This window comes from Phocaeicola salanitronis DSM 18170, assembly GCF_000190575.1.
Taxonomy (GTDB): Bacteria; Bacteroidota; Bacteroidia; order Bacteroidales; family Bacteroidaceae; genus Phocaeicola; species Phocaeicola salanitronis.
This window is the reverse complement of sequence record NC_015164.1, coordinates 1,039,768-1,064,333: the sequence shown is the minus strand read 5'-3', so window position 1 is coordinate 1,064,333 and position 24,566 is coordinate 1,039,768. Positions and strand designations below refer to the sequence as shown.

Annotated in this window: 19 protein-coding genes and 2 pseudogenes; 3 read left to right on the top strand and 18 right to left on the bottom strand. The window is 45.6% G+C overall.

What is annotated here, in order from left to right; genetic code table 11:
* Window positions 1–417: 417 nt before the first annotated feature.
* The 3 genes from BACSA_RS04680 to BACSA_RS04670 form a co-directional block, all read right to left on the bottom strand.
* Entirely contained in the window at window positions 418–1,059 is a 642-nt protein-coding gene (locus BACSA_RS04680) for a site-specific integrase (protein WP_041583884.1), read from the bottom strand.
* Window positions 1,060–1,130: 71 nt separating this feature from the next.
* Window positions 1,131–1,814, bottom strand: a complete 684-nt coding sequence (locus BACSA_RS04675) for a phage integrase SAM-like domain-containing protein (RefSeq protein WP_041583883.1) — start codon at window positions 1,812–1,814, stop codon at window positions 1,131–1,133.
* Between the two features lie 302 nt (window positions 1,815–2,116).
* Window positions 2,117–3,352, bottom strand: a complete 1,236-nt coding sequence (locus BACSA_RS04670; RefSeq protein ID WP_013616967.1) for a fucose isomerase — start codon at window positions 3,350–3,352, stop codon at window positions 2,117–2,119.
* Between the two features lie 211 nt (window positions 3,353–3,563).
* Between BACSA_RS04670 and BACSA_RS04665 the strand changes: the two genes are divergently transcribed.
* The gene (locus BACSA_RS04665; protein ID WP_013616966.1) at window positions 3,564–4,766 is read left to right on the top strand and encodes a pyridoxal phosphate-dependent aminotransferase; all 1,203 of its coding nucleotides are present in this window, start codon (window positions 3,564–3,566) and stop codon (window positions 4,764–4,766) included.
* 2 nt (window positions 4,767–4,768) lie between these two features.
* Window positions 4,769–6,016, top strand: a complete 1,248-nt coding sequence (locus BACSA_RS04660; RefSeq protein WP_013616965.1) for an ABC transporter permease — start codon at window positions 4,769–4,771, stop codon at window positions 6,014–6,016.
* 213 nt (window positions 6,017–6,229) lie between these two features.
* On the opposite strand, the gene BACSA_RS04655 is transcribed toward BACSA_RS04660, so the two are convergent.
* The 9 genes and pseudogenes from BACSA_RS04655 to BACSA_RS04620 form a co-directional block, all read right to left on the bottom strand.
* Complete coding sequence (locus BACSA_RS04655) at window positions 6,230–6,802, bottom strand: helix-turn-helix domain-containing protein (RefSeq protein ID WP_013616964.1); 573 nt, start codon at window positions 6,800–6,802, stop codon at window positions 6,230–6,232.
* Between the two features lie 75 nt (window positions 6,803–6,877).
* Complete coding sequence (gene galK, locus BACSA_RS04650) at window positions 6,878–8,032, bottom strand: galactokinase (protein ID WP_013616963.1); 1,155 nt, start codon at window positions 8,030–8,032, stop codon at window positions 6,878–6,880.
* Window positions 8,033–8,064: 32 nt separating this feature from the next.
* Window positions 8,065–8,358 (bottom strand): annotated as a pseudogene (locus BACSA_RS20790) (MFS transporter); the annotation flags it as partial.
* Between the two features lie 194 nt (window positions 8,359–8,552).
* Window positions 8,553–9,552, bottom strand: a pseudogene (locus BACSA_RS04645) (MFS transporter); the annotation flags it as partial.
* Between the two features lie 33 nt (window positions 9,553–9,585).
* A complete protein-coding gene (locus BACSA_RS04640) occupies window positions 9,586–10,680 on the bottom strand; it encodes an aldose epimerase family protein (RefSeq protein ID WP_013616961.1) in 1,095 nt (364 codons plus the stop codon).
* Between the two features lie 98 nt (window positions 10,681–10,778).
* Window positions 10,779–12,071, bottom strand: coding sequence for a bifunctional folylpolyglutamate synthase/dihydrofolate synthase (locus tag BACSA_RS04635; RefSeq protein ID WP_013616960.1), 1,293 nt, complete (start codon window positions 12,069–12,071; stop codon window positions 10,779–10,781).
* 145 nt (window positions 12,072–12,216) lie between these two features.
* Window positions 12,217–12,867: a hypothetical protein gene (locus BACSA_RS04630; RefSeq protein ID WP_013616959.1), complete on the bottom strand. Its 651-nt coding sequence runs from the start codon at window positions 12,865–12,867 to the stop codon at window positions 12,217–12,219.
* 237 nt (window positions 12,868–13,104) lie between these two features.
* Window positions 13,105–14,271, bottom strand: coding sequence for a molecular chaperone DnaJ (gene dnaJ / locus BACSA_RS04625; RefSeq protein WP_041584229.1), 1,167 nt, complete (start codon window positions 14,269–14,271; stop codon window positions 13,105–13,107).
* A 19-nt stretch (window positions 14,272–14,290) separates the two neighbouring features.
* Window positions 14,291–14,878 (bottom strand): nucleotide exchange factor GrpE, encoded by a 588-nt coding sequence (locus BACSA_RS04620; protein ID WP_013616957.1) that lies wholly within the window; start codon window positions 14,876–14,878, stop codon window positions 14,291–14,293.
* Between the two features lie 187 nt (window positions 14,879–15,065).
* On the opposite strand from BACSA_RS04620, the gene BACSA_RS04615 reads away from it, so the two are divergent.
* The gene (locus BACSA_RS04615; protein ID WP_013616956.1) at window positions 15,066–16,682 is read left to right on the top strand and encodes an ABC-F family ATP-binding cassette domain-containing protein; all 1,617 of its coding nucleotides are present in this window, start codon (window positions 15,066–15,068) and stop codon (window positions 16,680–16,682) included.
* 139 nt (window positions 16,683–16,821) lie between these two features.
* Here BACSA_RS04615 and BACSA_RS04610 read toward each other — a convergent pair whose 3' ends face one another.
* The 6 genes from BACSA_RS04610 to BACSA_RS04585 all read right to left on the bottom strand — a co-directional run bounded on the left by BACSA_RS04610 (window position 16,822) and on the right by BACSA_RS04585 (window position 24,558).
* The gene (locus BACSA_RS04610; protein WP_316928576.1) at window positions 16,822–18,135 is read right to left on the bottom strand and encodes a glycoside hydrolase family 28 protein; all 1,314 of its coding nucleotides are present in this window, start codon (window positions 18,133–18,135) and stop codon (window positions 16,822–16,824) included.
* 98 nt (window positions 18,136–18,233) lie between these two features.
* Entirely contained in the window at window positions 18,234–19,301 is a 1,068-nt protein-coding gene (locus BACSA_RS04605) for a DUF4468 domain-containing protein (protein ID WP_013616954.1), read from the bottom strand.
* A gap of 203 nt (window positions 19,302–19,504) precedes the next feature.
* On the bottom strand, window positions 19,505–19,939 hold the full coding sequence (gene rpiB, locus BACSA_RS04600) for a ribose 5-phosphate isomerase B (RefSeq protein ID WP_013616953.1): 435 nt from the start codon (window positions 19,937–19,939) through the stop codon (window positions 19,505–19,507).
* A gap of 383 nt (window positions 19,940–20,322) precedes the next feature.
* A complete protein-coding gene (locus BACSA_RS04595; RefSeq protein ID WP_013616952.1) occupies window positions 20,323–22,335 on the bottom strand; it encodes a transketolase family protein in 2,013 nt (670 codons plus the stop codon).
* A 261-nt stretch (window positions 22,336–22,596) separates the two neighbouring features.
* A complete protein-coding gene (locus tag BACSA_RS04590) occupies window positions 22,597–23,040 on the bottom strand; it encodes a lipocalin-like domain-containing protein (protein ID WP_013616951.1) in 444 nt (147 codons plus the stop codon).
* A 27-nt stretch (window positions 23,041–23,067) separates the two neighbouring features.
* Window positions 23,068–24,558, bottom strand: coding sequence for a capsule assembly Wzi family protein (locus tag BACSA_RS04585; protein ID WP_013616950.1), 1,491 nt, complete (start codon window positions 24,556–24,558; stop codon window positions 23,068–23,070).
* Window positions 24,559–24,566: the final 8 nt, after the last annotated feature.

The following is a 24,566-nucleotide window of genomic DNA, read 5'->3' as shown; positions in this document are numbered from 1 at the left end:
GCGACTGTCACTATGAATCCAATAGTAACAGTCGCTATCATTATATAGATATTTAATGACTGTAGTTTATCGAATGCTTACGTTTTTTTGTGGTTGCTGATTTTCTTCTACCTTTTAACGAATAAGAGATTTTTTTCTTGATAAGTTCATTCATTTGTATTTTAGGGATAAGGATTTTTATTTTAAGATAAGTGTGTGCCAAAATACGTGCTCTTATATAAATATTAAGTAGATAGGATAAAATGAAAAATTTGGATCAGAAAATTTTCAGACATGAGGAACGATTATACCTATATAGTAAGTAGGTCGAAATCGTACTCTGAGTAAGAAGATACAGCAATCAGCCTCAACTATTTATGTGATTGATGAGGCTTTATTTACTACTGGAAGCATTTTATAATTGCAGTCCTAGGCAATTTAATCGTATTGATCGAAAACTTTTTCCCTTTCATCAATAATATCATCAACACTTTGCAATGATTTCACATATCTGTATATGCCACTGACACTTCTTCCCATCATTGTAGCAAGATGAACAGGATTAGCATTAGGATTAGCCATATATATGGTAGCAAACGTATGACGCATTGAATAGAAAGTAATGTCAGGTGGAATAATCTCTTTGCCAATTTCTTTATTTATTTCAACAGCAATTTTTTTAAGATTATCATTGACTAATCTTTCACTTGTTTGCAAAGCATTAGCTTTTTTCTGTGGCGTATCATAAGTGTATGAATGCAAGTTATTCTGGAGGATTGGAAATAAGTATCCATCCCTCAAATTGGCAGTTCTAATGAAACAATCCATCAATGCCATTCCTATCATATCTTTCTTTAGCACGACTGGAACAGGAACATTTGTTTTGTTTCTTCTGATATTTTGAATAACGTAATATTCAGTGTCATTATGTTTCTCAATACTTACATCATCAGCCTTAATGTCTGCCAAATCACAGAATGCAAGGCCTTGTAATCTATACCCAATAAGATATATTGCAATTGCAAACTCTTTGGTATATCGTACAATCAATTTACTGTAAGCCTCAGCCTTGTATGCCATTGCTAAATCAAAAGGATCAACAATTATCAGTTGCGAAAATTTAGCTTCAAGTGCCTTTATTGCATCTCTGTTTAATGCTTTTTTATTTCTGTTGATCGATATTCTACATTATATTTCCATTTTTTGAAGCAATATAAATCAGCACTTATAAGATTATGGCTGATTGCATAATTCCAAATGGAAGCAATCTTGCTGCATACAACATTGATTGTACCTTCTGCCTTAGTGGTAGTAATTACATTCAATTTAAGCCATTTACATAAGCCTCTTACAAATTTTTCATCAATTTCAGACAAAATGATATATTTAGAACTTTTCCTGCTATACTGTTCAATCTTATCACACATTAAATGATAATTCTTAATGGTGTTTGGTTTCAAGTGCCTTTCGTCAATTAGACGTTGTACCAAATCATGTAGGATAATTGAATTACCACATAAGTCAGGCTTGATGTTGAGGCTATCATCAAGGAGCATTGCAGCAGTATATTGAATTCCTTTCAGTTCATATTGGTACTTCCTTTCAATGACTTTATCTTTTGCCTCTTTCAAAATTAAATTTAAAGTAGCAGCATTGGCATATCCATTCTTGACTACTTCATTCTTTTTATCCCAATACTTGATAGGACAACTTACATTCAGGTACTTTTCTTTCCTCCCATTGAATTGTACACGCAAGACTATTGGATAAGTGCCATCAGCCTTTGCCCTGCTTGTAATTTGTGCTAACCTAATGATTGCTGTATCTGTTTTCATTTTTCTATATCTGACTTTTTTAAGTGTGTGCAAGTCTCAAAATAAGGGAAAAATCCTGTTTTGCACCATCTATTGCACACTTTTTGCAAAGATACAACTTTATATGCACACCTTAGTGTCTTTGATATTAAAGATTCTAAAGCGTGCAAATCAATCAGTTAGAAAATTACGTTTAGGATATTGATGGTTTTGCACTCGAACCAGTTATGCATCATATTTCTATTCGTTTTGTGAGATTAATTTCTTGCAAATGTACATTAAAATTTGGAATGATGCATCCCCGCGGCATGATTATTTTCCGATTATTCCCTCAGTTTGCATCGGTTCAGCTGCATAAACTCTTGCAGGGCAGCAGCATGATGCCCTTGTATCAGGACGTGATGGTTCCCTATCGGATTGTTCAGGAAATAGTCTACCGGCTTGTTCATTTTCAGGCGGAACTGGGTGCGGCATGCCGAGATTAGGTTTGTGTTTTCTACAAGGTATCCTTCCGATACGTAATATTCGTCCAGGCATTCTCCTCCGCATTTGAATAGGGTGATGTCGCCTTCGTGCATCAGCCCTTGCAGCCCGATGCCTCGCCCGGTTTCGAAATGGTCGCGGATGATGAATTCGTCTACCATTTTAGTGGGTACGGAGCAATGCGCCAAAATCAGTTCGTTCCTTTTGCGGTCGATAAAGGAAGGATTGCCCATGAAAGTGGGTTTGCCTGTTATGGCATACGCCATTAGCATGGTCATAATGGTTTGCAGGTCGCCTTCGCCTCCGGCTGGAATGCCCTCATCGGTCAACAGGGCTGAAGTTACGTTTCCGGTAGCATTCAGCTGGCTGATGCATTGGTCGGAAGACAAGGTCACGGCATCCAGCTTTTGTTCGGCGCATACATCCTTTACGGCTTTATAGAGCCTCATGGCGCGCAAGAGGTCGTCGGGGGTAGTGTCCTGGCATGCTTTCGCCCGGTTGGCGAAGATGGAGGCTTGCATGCCGATTTCATCGTCGGTAATGGCATAGAAACGTTTGAATACTTCTTCAATCGGAATGTCTACATACGTCACTCCCCACCGTTGGCTTGCCAACAGGTAATCGACGTGGCTTGCGACCAGCCAGGGGGCGGGCGTGCCTATTACGCCAATCCGTTTTCCTTTCAGCGAGCGCTTGGCGGCAAAGGCGCGGTGATGGATTAATACCTGTTCGACCATCTCAGGGATGCTTCCGTGGATGATGCGTACCTTCATGTCTTTATATCCGAAACATGCGGAAACTTCGAGCGCGGCGGCAAGCGAGTTGTTCAGCCCGTCGGTCAATAACGTGATGGGATACGAAAAGCTGCTGAAGTTCTGAATTACTTTATCTTCCACGCCTCCGCTTCCGATAAACCCCATCTTGTATGCGTTGGACGGGATGGTTTCCGCTTTCGTGTAGTTTACAAGATGCAAGGTGAAATGCTTTTCGAGCGCGATGAACAATTCTTTATGACTTTCGTACGTTTGTTCTGCGATATATGTTCCGGTAGTGAAGATGAGTAAATATAAATCCATAATCGTTAAGTTAAAATGAAGGCAATTATTAACGTGGACGAATATACGGGCTTTTTCTGAATAACCCGAGAGAAAGAGGGGCGTTTTTATGTTTTTTGATAGAGTTTAGTCCCTGTTTAGGGTTAAGAGTTGATTTATTTCGGCGGAAATGTTTGCGGGTTTTATTCTTTCGGTTTATCTTTGCGACCATATTTTAAAATTCATATATTCTATGCCACATATATCCATTCGAGGAAATGAAATGCCGGAGTCGCCGATTCGCAAGTTGGCGCCATTGGCAGAAGCTGCTAAGGAGAGAGGGATTCGTGTATATCACCTGAATATCGGTCAGCCAGACCTTCCTACTCCGCGAGCGGCCCTTGAAGCGATTCGCCATATAGACCGTACAGTTTTGGAATACAGCCCGAGCCAGGGGTACCGAAGCTATCGCGAGAAGCTTGTAGGGTATTATAAGAAGTACGACATCCTGTTGGATGCCGATGATATCATTGTGACTACAGGCGGTTCGGAAGCCGTATTGTTCGCTTTCATGAGTTGTCTGAATCCGGGAGATGAAATCATTGTGCCCGAACCGGCTTATGCGAATTACATGGCATTTGCCATATCGGCGGGGGCAGTTATCCGCACGGTCACAACTACCATCGAGGAAGGGTTTTCTTTGCCGAAAGTAGAGAAGTTTGAAGAACTGATTAACGAGCGGACCAAAGGAATCTTGATTTGCAACCCGAATAATCCGACGGGGTATCTTTATACGCGGCGTGAAATGAACCAGATACGGGATTTGGTGAAGAAATACGACTTGTTCTTGTTCTCGGACGAAGTGTACCGTGAGTTTATCTATACAGGTTCTCCCTATATCTCGGCATGCCATCTGGAAGGAATCGAACAGAACGTGGTGCTGATTGATTCGGTGTCGAAGCGTTATTCGGAATGCGGCATCCGTATCGGTGCGCTGATAACAAAGAATAAAGAAGTGCGCAAGGCGGTCATGAAGTTTTGCCAGGCTCGTTTGAGCCCTCCTTTGATTGGGCAGATTGCGGCAGAAGCCTCATTGGACGAGCCGGAAGAATATACGCGTGAGACGTATGATGAATACGTGGAACGCCGTAAATGCCTGATTGACGGATTGAACCGTATTCCCGGAGTTTACTCGCCGATACCGATGGGCGCTTTTTATACCGTAGCCAAATTGCCGGTAGACGATAGCGAGAAGTTCTGTGCGTGGTGTCTGAGTGATTTCAATTACGAAGGCGAGACCGTCATGCTTGCTCCTGCAGCCGGATTTTACACGACTCCCGGAGCCGGGCATAATGAAGTGCGTCTGGCGTATGTGTTGAAGAAAGAAGACTTGGTACGCGCTTTGTTTGTCTTGCGTAAAGCGCTCGAAGCTTATCCCGGACGGGTAGATGATTGACCATGGACTGGAAGCTCTTCATCGCGCGCCGTATCTATAAGAATAAGGAAGAAGGCGAAAGAAACGTTTCGAAGCCTGCCGTGCGCATTGCTATTGCGGGGATTGCCATCGGTTTGGCGGTCATGATTATTTCGGTGGCGGTAGTTATCGGATTTAAGCATGAAGTGCGCGACAAGGTTATCGGATTGGGGTCGGATATCCTGATTACGAGCCTGGATGAAGTGCAGTCGTATCAGGTGACGCCGATTGTAGGCGATGATAGTTTGATGTCGGTTTTAGGCGCAATGCCGGGCGTCAGGCATGTGCAGCGTTATGCCACCAAGCCGGGGATGATTATGACTTCGGATAACTTTCAGGGCATTGTGCTGAAAGGGGTAAGCCAGGAGTACGACCTGACTTTTCTTAAACGTCATTTGCTGGAAGGCGAAATCCCGGCTTTCGCCGATTCGGTATCTTCTTTTCAGGTCTTGGTGTCAAAGACTATTGCGGATAAGCTGGGCGTAAAAGTAGGCGACAAGCTTTCTACCTATTATGTGGAAAACAATATCCGGGCACGCCGTTTGACGGTAGCGGGCATTTATCAGACCAACTTCTCTTCGTATGACGATTTGTTCCTGCTGACCGATTTGCGCACGGTAGTGCGATTGAATAATTGGAAGGAAGGGCAGGTAGGAGGCTTGGAAGTCAGTGTGAGTGACTATGCGCGCTTGAATGAAACAAACGAGCAGATGCTTTCTTTCTTCTATGGGAAAACCGACAGGTACGGGGGAAAATATTATTCGCAAACAGTAGAAGAGGTGTACCCTCAGATTTTTGCATGGCTCGGCTTATTGGACGTCAATGTATGGGTGATTCTTATCTTGATGGTAGGAGTGGCGGGGTTCACCATGATATCCGGATTGCTGATTATCATTCTGGAGCGGACAAATATGATAGGTATCCTGAAAGCGTTGGGGGCTGATAATACATCTGTCCGGAAGGTTTTTCTGATGCTTGCTGTTTTCTTGATTCGAAAGGGAATGGTTTGGGGGAATGTGCTGGCGCTTACATGTTGTGCCCTGCAGCATTTCTTTCATCTCATCAAGTTAGACCCGGCGGTTTATTACATCGATGCCGTACCTGTCGAGTTGAATGTAGGGGTATGGCTCTTGTTGAATGTGGGTACGCTTGCCGTTTCCGTTCTGATGCTGGTCGGTCCTTCTTACCTCATTAGCCGCATTCTTCCGGCACGTTCTATCCGTTTCGAATAAGTGGGACAGGAGATGTTTGCATGTGCCAATAGGCTTCGGACTTAATTTAACTCTGCGGGCAACATAGCTAACCTTGCTGTAAGATTAATAATCCTACACGTGTAAGATTAATAATCTTACAGCATGAAGATTATTAATCTTACAAGCAACGCAGCTATACATCTTGGCACTCATGGATAAGTAAGTTGGAGGATTTAGGCAGGTAATGTCTCCTTATACCTCATCTAATGGCTTTAGTTGAGGATTTTTCAGTTGCTTGAATTGAGTGGGAGATAGCCCCGTGACGGAACGGAATTGCGTGCTTAGGTGCGCACTGCTTGAATAATGCAGCTTGTCGGCTATTTCGCTGATGCTTAGTTCACCATAGATGAGTAGTTCTTTCACGCGTTCGATTTTCTGGGCGATGTAGTATTTTTCAATGGTAATGCCGTTTGTTTCTGCGAATAATTTGCTGAGCAGGCTATACTCCCGTTTGCATTGGCTGCTGATATAGTCTGATAGGTTTTTCTTTTTCGGAGCATCATTGTAATGTACATATTGGATAACGGCTGTGCGTATCTGTTCGATGATGCGGGTACGTTTGTCATCAATCACTTCAAATCCGCAATTCTCCAGCTCTTGCTGTATCGGTTCCAATTCTTTTTTTGAAATCGGCTTGGAAAGGGTTACTTTGCCTAACTGGACGTCCAAAGGTTCGGTGCCGTGTTTTTGGAATATTTGGGTAACGATGATAATGCAGCGTCGGCATACCATGTTTTTTATGTAGATAATCGCATTGCTTTCCATAGATGTATGAATAAAGAGGCTGCCTCATGTGTATTCCCTGAAGCAGCCTCGCGTATGTGTTATGAATGTTTGTTTTTAGCAAACGCGGTGCGAGCCGTCGCTGATAACTACATCATATACTTTGGGTGAACGTCCGAATTTCTTCTTGAACTGTTCTTTGGCAGTTGTGATGAAGGTTTCGTACAATTCGTTCTTCACCAAGTTGATGGTGCATCCGCCGAATCCGCCGCCCATGACGCGTGAGCCGGTTACTCCGCAATCGAAAGCGATATCGTTTAAGAAGTCCAGTTCTTCGCAACTTACTTCATACAGTTTGCTCATGCCGTGGTGGGTTTCGAACATCTTTTGCCCTACGGTTTCATAATCGCCGCGTTCCAGGGCGTCACATACATCCAATACGCGTTGGATTTCTTCGATGACATATTCAGCACGTTTGTAATCTTCTTCCGATACATCCGCTTTCACTTCGCTCAGCATATCCATGTTGCAATCGCGCAGGAATTCTACTTCCGGATGGTTTTTCTTGATAGCGGCTACCACGTTTTCGCAACTTTGGCGGCGTTTGTTGTAGGCAGAAGAAGCCAGTTCGTGTTTAACCACTGAGTCTACCAATACCAAACGGTAGCCCTCGGGACGGAACGGATAGTATTTATATTCCAATGAACGGCAATCAAGGCGCATCAAGTGACCCTCTTTGCCGAATACAGAAGCGAACTGGTCCATGATACCGCAGTTTACACCGCAATAGTTGTGTTCGGTAGCCTGACCTACTTTTGCCAATTCGAACTTGTCAATCTTATTGTCACCGAACAAGTCGTTCAATGCGTATGCAAAAGTGGATTCAAGTGCGGCAGATGATGACATACCTGCACCCAGAGGAACATCGCCCGCGAATGCGGTATTGAATCCTTTTACATCTACGCCACGTTTAATCATTTCGCGGCATACACCGAAAATGTAACGTGCCCAACTTGCCTTGGGAGCGTCTTCTTCATTCAGACCGAATTCTACGTAATCTTTCAAGTCGATGGAATAAGCGCAGACTTTGTCTTTTCCATTCGGTTTGATTTCGGCGGTAATGCCTTTGTCCACTGCACCGGGGAATACAAATCCTCCGTTATAATCGGTATGTTCGCCAATAAGATTGATGCGTCCGGGTGAAGTATAAATAGCTCCTGTGGTTCCATCGAAATGTTTGATGAAACGGCTTCTTACGAAATCTATATCCATGGTATTTTATAATTAATGAGTTAATAAATAAATTAGTCTACTGGAATATCTTTGTTGACGTTTTTACATCCTATCAGTCCGTAATATAACAGGTATGCCAACATGGCGACAATGAGCCAATAACTTGCCATATAGCCGACCGAGTCGGAAATGACTTGTTGCAGAAGCGGGAAGATACCACCACCCACAACCATCATCATGAAGATTCCGGATGCCTGGGCTGTATATTTGCCTAATCCTTCTACGGCAAGGTTGAAGATTCCTCCCCACATAATGGAAGTGCACAAACCGCAAAGTACGAGGAACAAGGCGCTCACCGGTACTTTCGGAGTCTTCAATGAGCCTTCGATGTCAGACAATTTCAAGTTGGCTTGAGTCAATTCCGCTTCATGTTGTTGGAGGTTTGCACCTGACGGATCAGCGATAATTGCGCTGATTGTAGCTTCAGGAACTTTGGCTTCCGTCAGTATTTCAGAGGTCTTGGCAATCGGGTCATAAACGATTTTCGGTACGTTGATACCTACATTCTTCGGAATGAAGATAGCGAAGATAATGAAAAGAATGGCTGTAGCAGATACCGTAATCAGCTGGGTACGGGTAGAAACCTTTCCGCTGATGATGGTACTGGTAAGACGTCCTACCAGCATGAGCAGCCAATAGATAGCAGCAATGGCTCCGCCGATAGCCGCACCGTTGAATAAGATGCCTGCTCCTTTGTCCGAAGCATCTGCCAAGTAGAAGTTCAATGTGCCCGGAATACCGATTTCAATACCTACATATACGAAGATACCGAATACGCCCAATACCGTATGACGGAAACTCCAGGGGCTGTGGCTGAATTTTTCTTCTTTTACGTCTCCTTTATGCAAGTGAGGTTCGGGAATAGCCACAAACGAAATCACAATAAAAGAAAGGAGGAACACGCCCATGGCAATGAAAAGCAGGGGAGTCACGTCGGACATTGCAGTCTCAGGCGTAACGGTTCCAATCAATACACCTACGAACAACGGGGTCAGCGTACCTGACAAAGAGTTCAGGGCACCGCCGGCCTGGATAAGCTGGTTACCTTTGTTGCCTCCGCCACCTAACAGATTCAGCATCGGGTTTACAACTGTATTGAGCATACATACGCAAAAGCCGCAGATGAATGCACCTAACAAATAAATAATGAAGTTCAGCTTGATGCTGTATGCGCCCATACTGAATACAGCGATGTCAGCACCTACCAGGCTTGAAACATATTGGGTAAATAATCCTAAGAATCCTACCGCCATAGCGATAAGGGCAGTTTTCTTATATCCGATTTTCACCAGCATGTTTCCAGCCGGAATACCCATAAACAGATAAGCGAGGAAGTTCATCATGTTCCCCATCATACCCAATGTATTGGCTCCCGCATATTGGTTTTTCCAAATAGTGCCGAACGGGGCGGCAAGATTGGTAACAAAAGAGATCATCGCAAAAAGGAAAAACATGGTGATGATTGCGATGAGATTACCGTTCTGTTTTTGTTGATTCATGGTTGTTTATTAAGAGGTTAGTAATTAATAGGGTTAGTTTTCTATGCCGAATTTATATACGGTCACCTGGTGATAGGTTTCGCCTGGATTCAGAACAGCCGAGGGGAAATGTCCCTTGTTCGGTGTGTCGGGGAAATGTTGTGCTTCAAAACAAATGGCACTGCGTGCAGGGAATGTGGCACCATGCCATCCGCTGAAACCACTTTGCCAATTGGCTGTATATACTTGTACGCCCGGTTCTGTAGTAAATACTTCAAGTGAACGTCCGCTTTGAGGTTCTACGCATTTGGCGGCGAAAGTCAATGTACCCGCTTCTTGTTTGTTAAGTACATAATTGTGGTCGTATCCGCTTCCGTTGATTAACTGTTGGAAAGGTTCGTTGATGCGGCTTCCTACTGTATGTGGAGTACGGAAATCCATGGGAGTATCCGCTACTTTCAGGATTTCTCCTGTTGTGATAGATACTTCATCTATCGGAGTATAAAAGTCTGCATTGATAGTAAGAATGTTGTTTTCCACGCTTGGAGTCGGATTGGCAATGCCCGAAAGGCTGAAGAAAGCATGATGGGTAAGGTTGACTAATGTCGTGCGGTCGGTTGTTGCCGTATAAGTCAGGATAAATTCGTTTTGGTTGGTGAAAGTGTAAATCACTTGTACGTGGAGGTTTCCAGGGAATCCCTCTTCGCCGTCTTGCGATAAATAGCTGAGCGTGACACTTTGCTTGCTGGTTTGTTCTGCGTCCCATACGCGAGCATGAAATCCCGTAGGACCTCCATGGAGTGAATTCGGACCATTGTTAATGGCAAGTTGGTATTCTTCTCCTCCCAATTGGAATTTGCCTTTGGCTATACGGTTTCCATACCGTCCGATTAACGTACTTAAGAAAGCTTCCGGACTATGGATGACACCGTCTAACGTGTCATGTCCTTGGATAACATTGGCAAGTTTCCCGTTCTTATCCGGTACCATAATAGCCAATAAGGCACCTCCATAGTTTGTGATTGCCATTTCGGCACCATTATCATTTTTCAGAATGAACAAGTCAACGTCTTTACCGTCAATGGTACGTTGAAAATCGCTGCGTTTCAGTCCGCAGAGATTGTTTTCATAATAGAATGTGTTAATCATGATCTTGAATATCTTTTTCTTTTTTTGATGCTACAACTATAAATGTATGCAAATAAAAAGATTTTATTCAAGATAAACAAGTAATTTAGTTAAATAATTCACGAAGTATAACATGTTGCCAATAAATCGGCGACAATAAAGCTGCTTCCGCCAATGAAAATGAAGTCATCTTTATCTGCTTGAGCCAATGCGGCTTGTAGTGCTTTCTTTACCGTAGGATAAGCATCTCCATGAAGTCCGTGTGCCGAGGCTTGTTTTTTCATCTCTTCGGCGGGCAGGGCACGTTTGACACTGGCTTGGGTAAAATAATAGGCTGCATCGGTGGGTAAAAGAGAAAGCACACCGTTGATGTCTTTATCATTGACCATGCCCATTACGATATGCAACCGGTGGTAATGCTGGCGGGATAATTGCTCAACGATGTATTGGATGCCCCCTACATTGTGTCCCGTGTCGCATACTACGGTGGGATGGTCAGCCAGTTTTTGCCAGCGTCCTTTCAATCCGGTCAGTTCGCATACCTGGGCGAATCCCTTCCGTACATCAGTTTCGGTGAAACGGTATCCGGTTTGCTTCAGTTGGCGGATAGCGGATAGAAGAGTATTGGTGTTTTTTTCTTGACACAACCCTCCCAATTCTCCTTTCAAGTCTGAATACTCGACGGTTTGGTAAACATAGCCTCCGTTGGGATTGGGTGTGGCTTCGAGCAAGAGATGTTCTTCTTCGGCAAAAACAATCGGGGCACTCACCGAAACGGCTTTCTGGAGAAATACGGGCTTGGTTTCGGGCGTGGTTTCACCAATCACTACCGGAGTGTGGGGCTTGATGATGCCTGCTTTTTCCGAAGCGATTTTATCTAAGGTGTTTCCTAAGAATTGTACATGGTCGAAGCTGATGTTGGTGATGACGCACAAATCGGGCTGGATGATGTTGGTACAATCCAATCGTCCTCCCAATCCCACTTCAATGACCGCTACGTCTACCTGTTGCCGGGCAAAATAGAGGAAGGTCATGGCCGTGGTCAATTCAAAGAAAGACGGGTGCAGAGGTTCGAAGAATGCCCGGTGTTGTTCCACGAAGTCAATGACAAATTCTTCTGACACCGGAATGCCGTTTATGCGAATCCGTTCACGGAAGTCTACGAGATGAGGAGAAGTGTAAAGTCCCACCCGATAGCCTGCCGATTGAAGGATAGCCGCCAGTGTATGCGAGCAAGAGCCTTTCCCGTTTGTTCCGGCTACATGGATTGTATGGAATTTCCGGTGTGGGTGATTGAAATGTTCGTCGAGGGTATAGGTGTTTTCCAGTCCTTCTTTGTACGCGTCTTTGCCCACTTGCTGGAATAAGGGGGCACTTGTATATAAGTAAGTAAGGGTTTCTTGATAATTCATCTTTTTTATTTACTATTTGTCTATTTACAATTTACTATTTATGCCAATCAAGAGTTGAAAGGGAGTTAACAGGAATTCTCGTTTGCCGGTGCAGGCTGGGAATTAGATGTCAACTGATAAATCGTAAATAGCATTTATAAATGGTTTAATACCACCACGGATAATCGTTCTTCCGTCCTTCTACGCCGATGCTTATCGAACTGCTTTCTCCCAACTTGAAGTTGACCATGCCTCCGATGCGGTCGGGGGTATAGTTGGGCAAAGGATACCAGTAAGCCGGACGGTTGGGCATGAACGATTTGTTCCCGTAGGCATAGATGCTGATTTTGTCGGTCAGGCGGTATGCGGCAACTCCTGCAAAGCCTACATTGCGGTAGCGCACGAAGCCCCAGTCCATGTTGGTCGCATAAAGTCCGGCGGCAATGCTCAGCCGGTCACTTACCGGAACGGCATACATGAAGGCAAAGTCTTGTCCGAACCCTACCCCCGACGGCGCCCATTTGCTCGGGCTGAATGTAACGTTCAGTCCGATGGAAGCGTTAAATCCTTTGTGCAGTTCCCATGTGGCGAAATTATAATCGAAAGGGGTGATGCCGTACATCCCGAAAGGGCGCAGCTGGCTTGCGAATGAAACGGGAGACGCTAAGGGCACACTTAGGCTGTCTTTCGAGGATAGTGGTTCTGGAGATGCCGCATGTTCCTTCTCCGCTTCCATTGTCCCTGATTGTTCAGTTTGCGCATGGAGGGCGGGAAAGGCGAGTCCCATTAAAATGATAATCAGTCCTAACCGTTTCATGATGCATTCTTGTTTTGTGATTCCGATTCAAAGATAAGCATAATTGGGTAGATAAACGGCTGCATTAACGCAGATTCACGCACATTTTCACAGATTAACCTGTTTGGGTGCTGTGAAAACAAGTTGCGTACGCAGATACATTCATCGTCCGATGAGATTAGATGCATTTGTTCTTGCATATAGTTTCGGAAGCGGATGAATATAGGTGCGTACGCAAGGCTCCTTCACATGGTTATCTTATTCGAATAAGCTTCTGAATTTCTTGAAGATTTTTTCTTTCAAGGTCATGTTAGGCTTGAAGCTTTCCGATTCTTGCCATTTCTCCAACGCCTGGCGTTCTTCTTTGTTCAGGGTTTCCGGAATATAGACGCTTACATTTACCAGCAAGTCGCCTGTACCGGTATTATATCCGTAACTGTTGAGTTTAGGAAGTCCTTTTCCGCGCAAGCGCAATACCTTTCCCGGCTGGGTGCCAGGCTCTATTTTGATTTTTGCTTTCCCGTCAATGGTCGGTATCTCTACCGTGCCGCCCAAAGCTGCTGTAGGAACGCTCAGTAGCAGATTGTAAATCAGGTCGCTTTCATCTCGTATCAGTTCCGGATGCTTTTCTTCTTCAATCAGTACCAGCAGGTCGCCCGATACGCCATTGTGCTTGCCTGCATTTCCTTTTCCGTTGATGGTGACTTGCATGCCTTCCGCTACCCCTGCAGGTATTTTGACGGTTACGACTTCTTCGCCGTACACGATGCCTTCACCTTCACATTCCTTACATTTGTTCTTAATGATTTTTCCTTCGCCTCCGCATTGAGGGCAAACCGTTTGGGTCTGCATCATGCCGAAAATGCTTTGCTGGGTGCGGGTGACGCTTCCTGTCCCGTGGCAGGTAGGGCAGGTCTCCGCACCGCTGTTCCCTTCGGCTCCTGTACCATGGCAATGGGTGCATTGGACGTATTTCTTCAGCTTGAATTTCTTTTCCACTCCTGTAGAAATCTCCTTGAGATTCAGTTTAACCTTCACCCGCAAGTCAGAGCCTCTGTAGCGGCGTTGGCGTGTCTGTCCTCCTCCGCCGAATCCTCCGAAACCTCCTCTGCCTCCGAAGATATCTCCGAACATCGAGAAGATGTCGTCCATTGACATTCCTCCGCTGAAGCCTCCAAATCCTCCTCCACCTGCGGCTCCGTCTACACCGGCAAAGCCGAACTGGTCATACCGGGCACGTTTGTCCGGATTGCTTAACACTTCGTATGCTTCGGCGGCTTCTTTGAATTTTTCTTCGGCTTCCTTGTCACCCGGATTGCGGTCGGGGTGATACTGAATCGCTTTTTTACGATATGCTTTTTTTATTTCGTCTGCTGATGCCGACTTTTCAACGCCCAATACTTCGTAATAATCTCTTTTCGCCATGGTCATCAAACTCTTTTATTTATTGTGCAACTACAACTTTTGCGTGGCGGATTACTTTATCGTTCAATTTATATCCGGTCTGTACGCAATCCAATACTTTTCCTTTCTGCTCTTCGCTTGGGGCAGGAACCAAAGCCACTGCCTCGTGGAAATCTGTGTCGAACGCTTCGCCTACCGGTTCCATTTTCTCAAGCCCTTCTTGCGCCAGCACCTTTTGGAACTTTTGGGATATCAGTTCGATACCTTCGCATACTGCCTGAATGTCTTCCGACTTTTGTGCGTTTTGCAAAGCCCGTTCCATGTCGTCCAATATGGGAAGGATGGCGCTGATAGCCTTTTCTCCCCCGTTCTTGATGAGTTCCGCCTTTTCCTTCATGGTACGTTTGCGGTAGTTGTCAAACTCAGCGGACAGGCGCAGGTATTTGTCTTTTTGCTCTTCGATAGTCTTGTTGGCGGCTTCCAGTTCTTTTTCCAGTTTTTGTTCGCTGGTCAGTTCTTCGTTAGCCTCTTCTTTATTTTGAGTTTCTTCAGCTTGTGTTTCTGCTTGTTCTGCAGCAGCCTGGTTTTGTTTCAACTCTTCTTCTTCGTTGTGATTGTTTGTGCTCATGATGATATTGTATTTTTATTATTTCGCTTTTCTTTTGTCCCCTACAAAATCTGTGCCTAACTGTAGAAGCCGTAAAAAACGGACGCAAAGGTAGTGAATTTTTGTCAGACTGGCAGAATATAGACGGTTCGTTTGCCTTTTTTTTCTTATCTTTGTGCCCGAATTTATATATAATAGGTATAATAAGATGATAACAGTTTCAAACGTTGCCGTTCAATTTGGTAAAAGGGTGTTGTATAACGATGTGAACATGAAGTTCACCAATGGGAATATTTATGGTATTATCGGTGCAAACGGTGCCGGAAAATCTACTTTCCTGAAAGTGATTTCGGGAGAGTTGGAGCCTACGAAGGGAAGCGTGACCTTGGGACCGGGCGAGCGTCTTTCGGTATTAAGCCAAGACCACTTTAAGTTTGATGCCTATACGGTGCTTGATACGGTCTTGATGGGACATTCGGTTTTGTGGGATATCATGAAGCAGCGGGAAGCATTATATGCAAAAGCCGACTTTACAGACGAAGACGGGCTGAAGGCGGCAGAACTGGAAGAAAAGTTCGCCGAGCTGGAAGGCTGGAATGCCGAGAGCGATGCGGCAATCCTGCTAAGTGGGTTGGGGGTCAAGGAAGACAAACACTCGATGCTGATGGGCGACCTGAGCGGAAAGGAGAAAGTGCGTGTGATGTTGGCGCAGGCTTTGTTTGGGAATCCGGACAATTTGTTGCTCGACGAGCCTACCAATGACTTGGATATGGATACCGTAACATGGCTGGAGAACTACCTTGCCGATTTCGAGCATACGGTATTGGTGGTAAGTCACGACCGGCATTTCCTTGATTCGGTCTGCACCCATACGGTCGATATCGACTTCGGCAAAGTGAATTTGTTTGCCGGAAACTATAGTTTCTGGTACGAATCCAGCCAGTTGGCTTTGCGCCAGCAACAGAATCAGAAGGCGAAAGCGGAAGAAAAACGGAAAGAACTGGAAGAGTTTATCCGCCGCTTTTCGGCAAATGTGGCGAAATCCAAGCAGACTACCAGCCGCAAGAAGATGTTGGAGAAACTGAATGTAGACGAAATCAAGCCATCATCGCGTAAATATCCGGGTATTATCTTTACCATGGAGCGTGAGCCGGGCAACCAGATATTGGAGGTGTCGGGTTTGCGTGCTGAAACCGAGGACGGGGTCTTGCTCTTCAATGATGTCAACTTTACTGTAGAAAAAGGAGACAAGATTGTATTCTTGAGCCGTGACCCGCGTGCCATGACGGCTTTGTTCGAGATTATCAACGGAAACCGGAAGCCTCAGGCTGGGCATTACAATTGGGGCGTAACAATTACTACTGCATACCTTCCTTTGGATAATACCGATTATTTCAACAGTGATTTGAATTTGGTTGAATGGCTGAGCCAGTACGGGGAAGGGAATGAAGTCTATATGAAAAGCTTTTTGGGGCGCATGCTTTTCTCAGGCGAAGAAGTGTTGAAGAAAGTCAATGTCCTTTCGGGAGGAGAGAAGATGCGTTGTATGATAGCCCGGATGCAGCTTCGCAATGCGAACTGCCTGATTCTGGATACGCCTACCAACCATTTGGATTTGGAATCCATTCAGGCGTTTAACAACAATTTGAAGATTTATAAAGGAAATGTGCTCTTTGCTTCACACGACCATGAATTTATCGAAACCGTGGCAAACCGTATTATCGAGCTGACACCCAACGGTATCATCGATAAGATGATGGAATACGATGAATACATTACATCTGACCATATCAGGGAAATGCGTGCCCGGATGTATGGGGATTAATCTGTGAATTATTACGAAAGGGACATTCAGTAATGCCCTTCAAAAATAAGATGGCATAGAGATAATCAATAAATCATCTATGCCATCTTATTGTAATTTTTTGTATCAGGATAAATGTAACGCCGGGATACTTCGGTTTTTACTTATTGAAGATATTGTCTTTGGCACTGGCTGTGGAAGGGACTCCGACATAGCCGCCCAGGTTGCAGTTTTTCAGAATGATGTCTTCGGTATTCGAAAAACTAAGCCCGATGCCTGCTTGGTCTACATTGACGTTTTCAAAGCGGACGTTGTAGATGGGCTTGACGGTGGTGCCTTGCAATACGAGCGCAGCGGCTGAGGCTTTCTGGCATGTAACGTCCTTTACATAAATGTCGTGCACTTCGGTAAAATGGGTGTTGTCCATGCCTTCTCCTGCATACATGGAGGTGGCATAAAACAAGTCTTCTACTTCGCCGAACCGGCAATTGTTGACATAGATGTTCCGGATAAATCCGCCTCTGTCGGGATTGGTCTTAATGTAGATGCCCCGTTTGCAGTAACCGCCATAGGTGCAGTTTTCTATAAATACATTTTGCACGCCTGCCGACATTTCGCTGCCTAAAACCACTCCATGCAGCCCTTTGAACTTGCAATTGCGGATGATGATGTTTTCCGATGGGCGGGCAGTAGTCCATCCGTCGTTGTCGCGTCCGCATTTAATCGCTACATTGTCGTCACCGTTGTTGAATTCGATGTTTTCAATCAATAAGTTGCGGGTAAATTCGGGGTCGATGCCATCGTTGTTTACCAATTTCGCATCGTAGCGCAAGCCGCGGCAAATGATGTTTTCCGACTTCAACAGGTGGATGCACCAGAAAGGGGAGTTGGTAATGAATACGCCTTCCAGTGTAATGTTTTTACAAGCGAAGAACTGGATGAGTTGCGGGCGGAGATAATATCCCTCGCCAAAGTTCCGCTCTTCTACCGGCGTTTCGTTGTGGTTCATGTCCCGGCTTAGCTGTTGTCCTTTCTTTTGCTGGCTCTTCCAAGTGGCAAATGTGCTTCCGGCATTGCCGTCTATGGTTCCTTTGCCGATAATGGAAATGTTTTCCAGTTGGTAGCCATAAATGAAAGGGCTGTAATTCTGCAAGAATGTGCCTTCCCAACTGGTTTTGACCAAGGGCAGGTAATATTCGGGTTCCGGAGCGAATTTCAGAACGGCTCCTTCCTGCAGTTCCAGGCATACATTGCTTACGAAATGGATGGGACCATTTAGCTTGTATTCGCCGGCTGGCACCACAATGTGCGCGCCGCCGGATTTGGCTGCACGCTTCATGGCTTTATCAAAAGCCGGTTTACAGTCTTTCTTCCCGTCACCTTTGGCGCCGAAAGAAGTAATGAGCCATTCCTTTTCGGGAATTGTCGCTCCGGTGATTTGTGCTAGAATCGAGTCGCGTTTCATGATCCGCATGTCATCGGCAGGGTTGGCGCTTCCGGACACGAAGCCCAGAAGTGCCAGCGTAAAGATTAACAGATGTCTTTTCATGTTTTTATGTTTTTCGCCACAGGTTATCTCATTTCCGCTTTTGTGATTTCTCCGATATACATGGTGTATTGTTTCGAAGCATCCACCGTCTGGTTCAATGATTTCAGCTCTTCGGCAGTCATCTTTTGCGCCATTGCTTTTTTGCAGGAAATGACGATTGCCGGCTGGGCACTTTGGTTGAGATAGAAGGAAACCGTATACGTATTGCTTTGCTCCATTAATGCGGTGGCAGCAATGCGGCTTTGGTCGAAGAGGATGTAAGCTACGTTTTTGGTGAACATCTTTCCGAATCCACTCCAGTTTTCCGCTTTGATGTCGATTGTCTCGCCGTTTTCGGCTGTCAGGGTAATGCGTCCTTGGGCTGCCAGTTCATTCATATTAGACGGAAGCTGTTCGATGCTCACTTCTTTCAGTTCGCCTGTAGAAGCAGGTACGGTCTGTACAGGTTGTTGCGGAACAACGGCTGGAACCGGTTGTTGTGCTTGGGGTGCAGGTACTTCGGCAGTCAACAATTTCTGTCCCAGTGCATCAGCTACTTGTTGGAACAGCTGGTCTTTCAGGTCAATGGTTTCACGGCGGAACTTGCCGCAGATAGGAGCCAGCTTGGTCTGTTTCTTGTTCAGGGCCATGTCATCGGTAATCCATTCTTCGGCTGTATATTTTTCGCCTCCGTCGCGCGCCTCGTCATACCAGTAACGGATACGGGTCATTTCTATGTTGCATACGCCTTCTTCCGCATAAATAAAGAATTGGTAGTAGATGCGGGTACGGTCGAGCGATAAGGCTGAAGAAGAAAATACGAGGTATTCTTCCGCTTGTACGGCGATTTCTCCGGCTTCTTCGTTGGTGTAAGCCACAAAGCTGTTCAGTTTGCCATCGGGTTTAAACCGTTCTTGAGCCCATTTCAATAATTGGTCGAAGATAGCCGAGCGGGATAAACCGGGCGCTTTGATTTCTTTGGTAAAAGTGACCTTCCCGTCGGTCAATGTCACGGCTCCAGCCAGATACTTGGGATTTGAATTGTCGTTTTTATCCTTAGCTATGCCGGTAAGAGGCAAACATATCAAAAGGATGAGCAATAGTTTTTTCATGATGCTATGATTTGATTGATTATTATGGAGAGCAAATATAGGAAGAAAAAGGAAAACAAGCTCACCTTCTGCTATAAATAATACAAAAAGACTATCAGAAAAGCAGAAAAACACAGAGACACAAAGGCACTGAGGAAGATTTGCAATTCATAAAGCCTCAGCATCTTTGTGTCTCTGTGTCTGGTATATGGAGCATGCCGGAGTTAGCGTACCGGCATCTTTTCAATACGTCTTTGATGACGTCCTCCTTCAAAAGCGGTATTGAAGAATTCGGTCATGATTTTATCCGCCATGTTTGTATCGATAAAACGTCCCGGCATAACCAATACGTTCGCGTCGTTGTGCTGGCGGGCCAAATGTGCGATTTCAGGAATCCAGCATAGGGCAGCACGTATGCCTTGATGCTTGTTCAAGGTCATGCCGATGCCTTCTCCACTTCCGCAAATGGCTATGCCCGGATAACATTCGCCTGCTTCCACAGCAAGCGCCAACGGGTGTGCGAAGTCTGCATAGTCGCAACTCTCGGCAGTATAGGTTCCGAAATCTTTGTATTCCCAGCCTTTTGCTTCGAGCCATTGCTTTACGTATTGTTTCAATTCAAATCCGGCATGGTCGGAAGCCAATCCAATCACTTTCATGAGTCTTGAGTTTTTAAGTTTCTAAGAGCCTGTTTAAATTTTCCAATAAAGTAATATTCTATCAGGTTCTTTTGCGTTTGTTTCCGGTCTGTTTTCCCGATTTTATTCGTCAGATACCCGCTATCCTCCTCATAAAATCAGAAAAACATCCTCGAAAACAATTCGCAAATTAACCTGAGCAAAATTTAAACAGACTCTAAGTTTGTGAGTTTTTAAGTTTTTAAGTCCTATAGTCAAACAGAATTTGATTAACGAAAGTAATGCGTGTAATAGAGACGCCACAATGTGACGTCTCTACTTGGAATTGTAAATATCGCAATTCATTTCGGATTGACTATAACTTACAAGCCTGCAAACTCAAAAACTTAAACAACAGTTATTTGTCAGAGCATGGCTTTTACTTGGTTGTACACATTTTCGGCGGTGAATCCCAGCTTTTCGTCCAATACTTTGTATGGAGCAGAGAAGCCGAATGATTCCAGTCCCCAAATCTTTCCGTCTGTGCCTACCAGTCCGAGCAAGTTGACAGGAAGTCCGGCGGTCAGGCCGAATTTCTTTACTCCGGCAGGAAGGACGCTTTCCTGATATGCTTTGCTTTGGTTACGGAACAAGCCTTCTGAAGGAGCGGAAACGATGCGTACCTTGATGCCGTCTTTGCGGAGAAGTTCTGTTCCGGCTACCAGTGTAGATACTTCGGAGCCTGAAGCCACCAGAATTACATCCGGATTTTCGTCAGAACCGGCTACGATGTAAGCTCCCTTAGCGGTTTGTGTATAGTCGTTGCCTTCGGGTAAGTTCGCAATATTCTGGCGTGAGAAAATCAGCGCAGTAGGTGTAGCCGTATTTTCCATTGCCAGCTTCCATGCCTGAGTCGTCTCTTCGCAGTCTGCCGGACGGAGAACCAGCATGGAGTTGTGTCCTTTGTGGTTTTTCAGTTTTTCCATCAGGCGGATTTGTGCTTCTTGTTCTACCGGTTCGTGAGTCGGACCGTCTTCGCCTACACGAAAGGCGTCGTGTGTCCAAATAAATTTTACCGGAGTTTCCATCAGTGCAGCCATACGTACGGCAGGTTTCATATAATCGGAGAATACGAAGAACGTACCGCATGCAGGGATAACGCCTCCGTGTAACGCCATACCGATGCAACAGCATGCCATGGTCAGTTCGGATACGCCGGCTTGGAAGAATGCACCGCTGAAGTCATTCTTGGTAAACGCATGGGTTTTCTTCAGGAAACCGTCGGTCTTGTCAGAGTTAGAAAGGTCGGCAGATGCGCATACCATGTTTTCTACCTGTTCTGCCAAAGCGCCGAGCACAGTTGCCGATGCGGCACGGGTAGCCGAACCTGCCTTTTGTTGAATCGCTTCCCAATTAACTTGCGGAGCTTTGCCCGAGAACCAGTCTTCCATTTTGGCAGCCAGCTCCGGATTAGCCTTTGCCCATTCGGCTTTTGCTGCATAGCGTTCGCTCACGATGGTTTTCAGTTCTTCGCGGCGTTTGGCATAGAGTTCTGCTACTTCAGGGAATATCTGGAATGGATTTTCAGGGTCACCGCCCAAGTTCTTGATGGTATTGACGTAAGCATCACCTCCAAGCGGAGCGCCGTGTGTGGCGCAATTGTGTTCGTAGCTGCTGTTGTCTGCCTTACGGGCGCCTTTACCCATGATGGTCTTTCCGATAATCAAAGTCGGTTGTCCAGTTACGGCTTTTGCTTCAGTCAAAGCTGCACGGATTTCATCGGCATCATTGCCGTTGATGGTGATGACTTTCCAGCCCCACGCTTCGTATTTCTTGGCAACATTTTCATCGGTCACGTCTTTGCATTCGGTAGACAATTGGATGTCGTTCGAGTCGTAGAACATAATCAGGTTGTCCAGTCCCAAATGTCCGGCGATACGTCCGGAACCTTGAGAGATTTCTTCCTGTACACCTCCGTCTGAGATGTAAGCGTAAATTGTCTGATTCATTACGTCACCCAAACGGGCTTTCAAGAATTTGGCAGCGATAGCGGCACCTACGGCAAAAGTATGTCCTTGCCCCAGCGGTCCGGAAGTATTTTCAATGCCTCTCATTACATCTACTTCAGGGTGTCCCGGAGTAGGGCTTCCCCATTGGCGGAACTGCTGCAGTTCGTCCATGGTAAATTTTCCGGTCAATGCCAATACAGAATACAACATCGGAGACATATGTCCGGGGTCGAGAAAGAAACGGTCTCTTCCTTCCCAGCGGGGATTTTCAGGGTCGTAAGTTAAAAACTCAGAGAACAGTACATTTACAAAGTCTGCACCGCCCATGGCACCTCCGGGGTGTCCGGATTTTGCTTTTTCTACCATTGATGCAGCTAAAATGCGGATGTTATCAGCCGCACGGTTCATAAGTTCTTTACTGTTTTTCATTATTGAATATATTAGTTGGATGTATTATTGTTTGTTGCAAAGATAAAGAAAATCTTGGAAGCACAAACGAATTGAGAATTGAAAATTGAGGATAGAGGTCGGGTTTTCTGTTTTGTTCTCTTGATTTTATCTGCCGGACAGCCCGTTATTTTCTTATTTATGGAACAATTTGCAAACCGTGAATGCCCACGAAAGCGGATGCGGGCATACACGAGAGCAGATACGGGCGTACATGAAGGCGGGCACGAACGCCCGTGCCCGTTAGAAACTTGTAAACTCCAATGTCGCGTAATCGGATTGTAATACCAGATGCCTGCCGTCTGCTTTCAAGACTTTGAAAGTGGTTTCAAGCGTATTGATGCCGTATGGCAAAAGCCTTTCTGCCGGTACGTTTTCTCCGTTATCTCCCGTTGACTCCCGGAACTTAAAGTCTTGCATGGTTAAGGCACTATGGTCTTCATTATAATATATGTGGCCGATAAAGGTTCCGTACCCATGTGTGCATTGTTTTTCTGCCAGTTCCACAACGTTGAGCTGGATGCTGAAAAAAATACGCGGACACTCGTCATGGACAATGCCGTCCGCAAGAGTGGTAAATTGCTTCATCTTCCACATACCTTCAATGTCTCCATCGATAGGCTTTTTTTCGCAAGAAGATGCCAGCAAGGCAAGGCTGGCAATTAATAGGATATAAATGGTTTTCATGACTTACAAACTCAAAAACTTACAAACTCAAAATATTCTTCCCGTTTTCCGAATGGTCAAGATGCCTCCGGTAGAGTTCTCTAAATAGTTCCCTCGGTCAAGCCCCATGCCCAATGTGGCACTCCATCCGTTTGCCCATGCAGGAAGGTAGGTGATTTCATATAGCGAACTGAATTGTTTCCGTTGTTTGTCAAGCGGGGTAGCGTATGTACCCCAATGGCGGGCAAATGAAATCAGCACCCGGTAGTTCCATTCCGGACTGGGGTCGCCTTCGAAGCCCAAATGGTGTGAACGCACGCGGTTGCTCTTGAAAGTGATTTTCCCATCCTTATTATATATAGGGCCTGGCAGAAGCGGATTGCCCATGCCTTGCCCCCAATGTTGCCATGCCTGATAGCAATAATTGTTGTAGTAATTATCGCTTGCGCTGACCTGATATCCCAGCGTGCCGGCAAAGTCATCGTAGAGGATGGGGCCGGTTTGTTGCTTGGTTGACATCGCTTCCCACACCACGGCACTTATCCACCGGTTTTGGGGGAATGTAATGTCAATGCCCAATTGTCCGTCTTTCCAGCGTCCGTATTCCCATACCATTTGGGAATGGTCATCGAAATAATGCTCTAAATATGCACGGAATTTCCAGTCGTTGAGATAATAGGTAAGCGCAAAGTTCCAGCTTCCCAAATGGTTGCCTTCTACGTTCACCTGATCGCCCCAAGGCGTGTCGCTTCCTCCGCTCATCGGGATGAAGGCTTTTACGAAACTTTTCCATCCGTCGGGCATGTTTACCATGACGGTGCTGGTCCCGTCCGCATTCTTGCGCATTTGGTCTCCGGCGAATTGGGCAGCCATGAGCAGACCTAATTCAAATTCCATGGGAAACTTCTCCCGATTCCCGATACGGAACATCAAAGATTTGCTATGATAGAATATGCGTTTGCCCCATGTGTTTCCGGACGAGGCAAAGCTCTCTTGCCAGTTTTCGTCGGTAAAGGCTCCGTAGGCAATGTGCCCTTTTAATGCCAGCCAGTTGCCTGTTTGGGGGATGACGAGATAGTCAGGTATGTCTATCCGTACTTGCGGCACAGGGCGCGCATTGGGACCTTCTACCATCATGCCGCTGCTCAAGCGGGTGTTTTTGTCCAAGGGGAATCCGTTCCGTTCCTTGCTTCCGATGCTTAGGCGCAGGAATTTCCACGAGATATCGGCAAAGGCTTGTTGGATAACAAAGTCTGAGGTCTGGTTTGCAGCACCCGCCAGGTCAAGCCCGGCTTTGAGATGCCAATGGCGTTTCAGTTCTTTATCGTAAAGGATTCCTGCCCGAATATAGCCGCTGTTCGGCTCCTGGCTGGATAATCCGTATCGGTTGGCTGTGAGCCAGAGCGGCGCGTATGTCCCGTTCGAAAGATTACCGCTCGCTTCGATACGGTATGTCAAGTCTGAGTGTGCTTGCTGGGCAAAGAGAGGAACGTTTAAGGCGCATGCTCCTGCCAGCAGGATTGCTTTTCTCCAATTCATATTCAAAG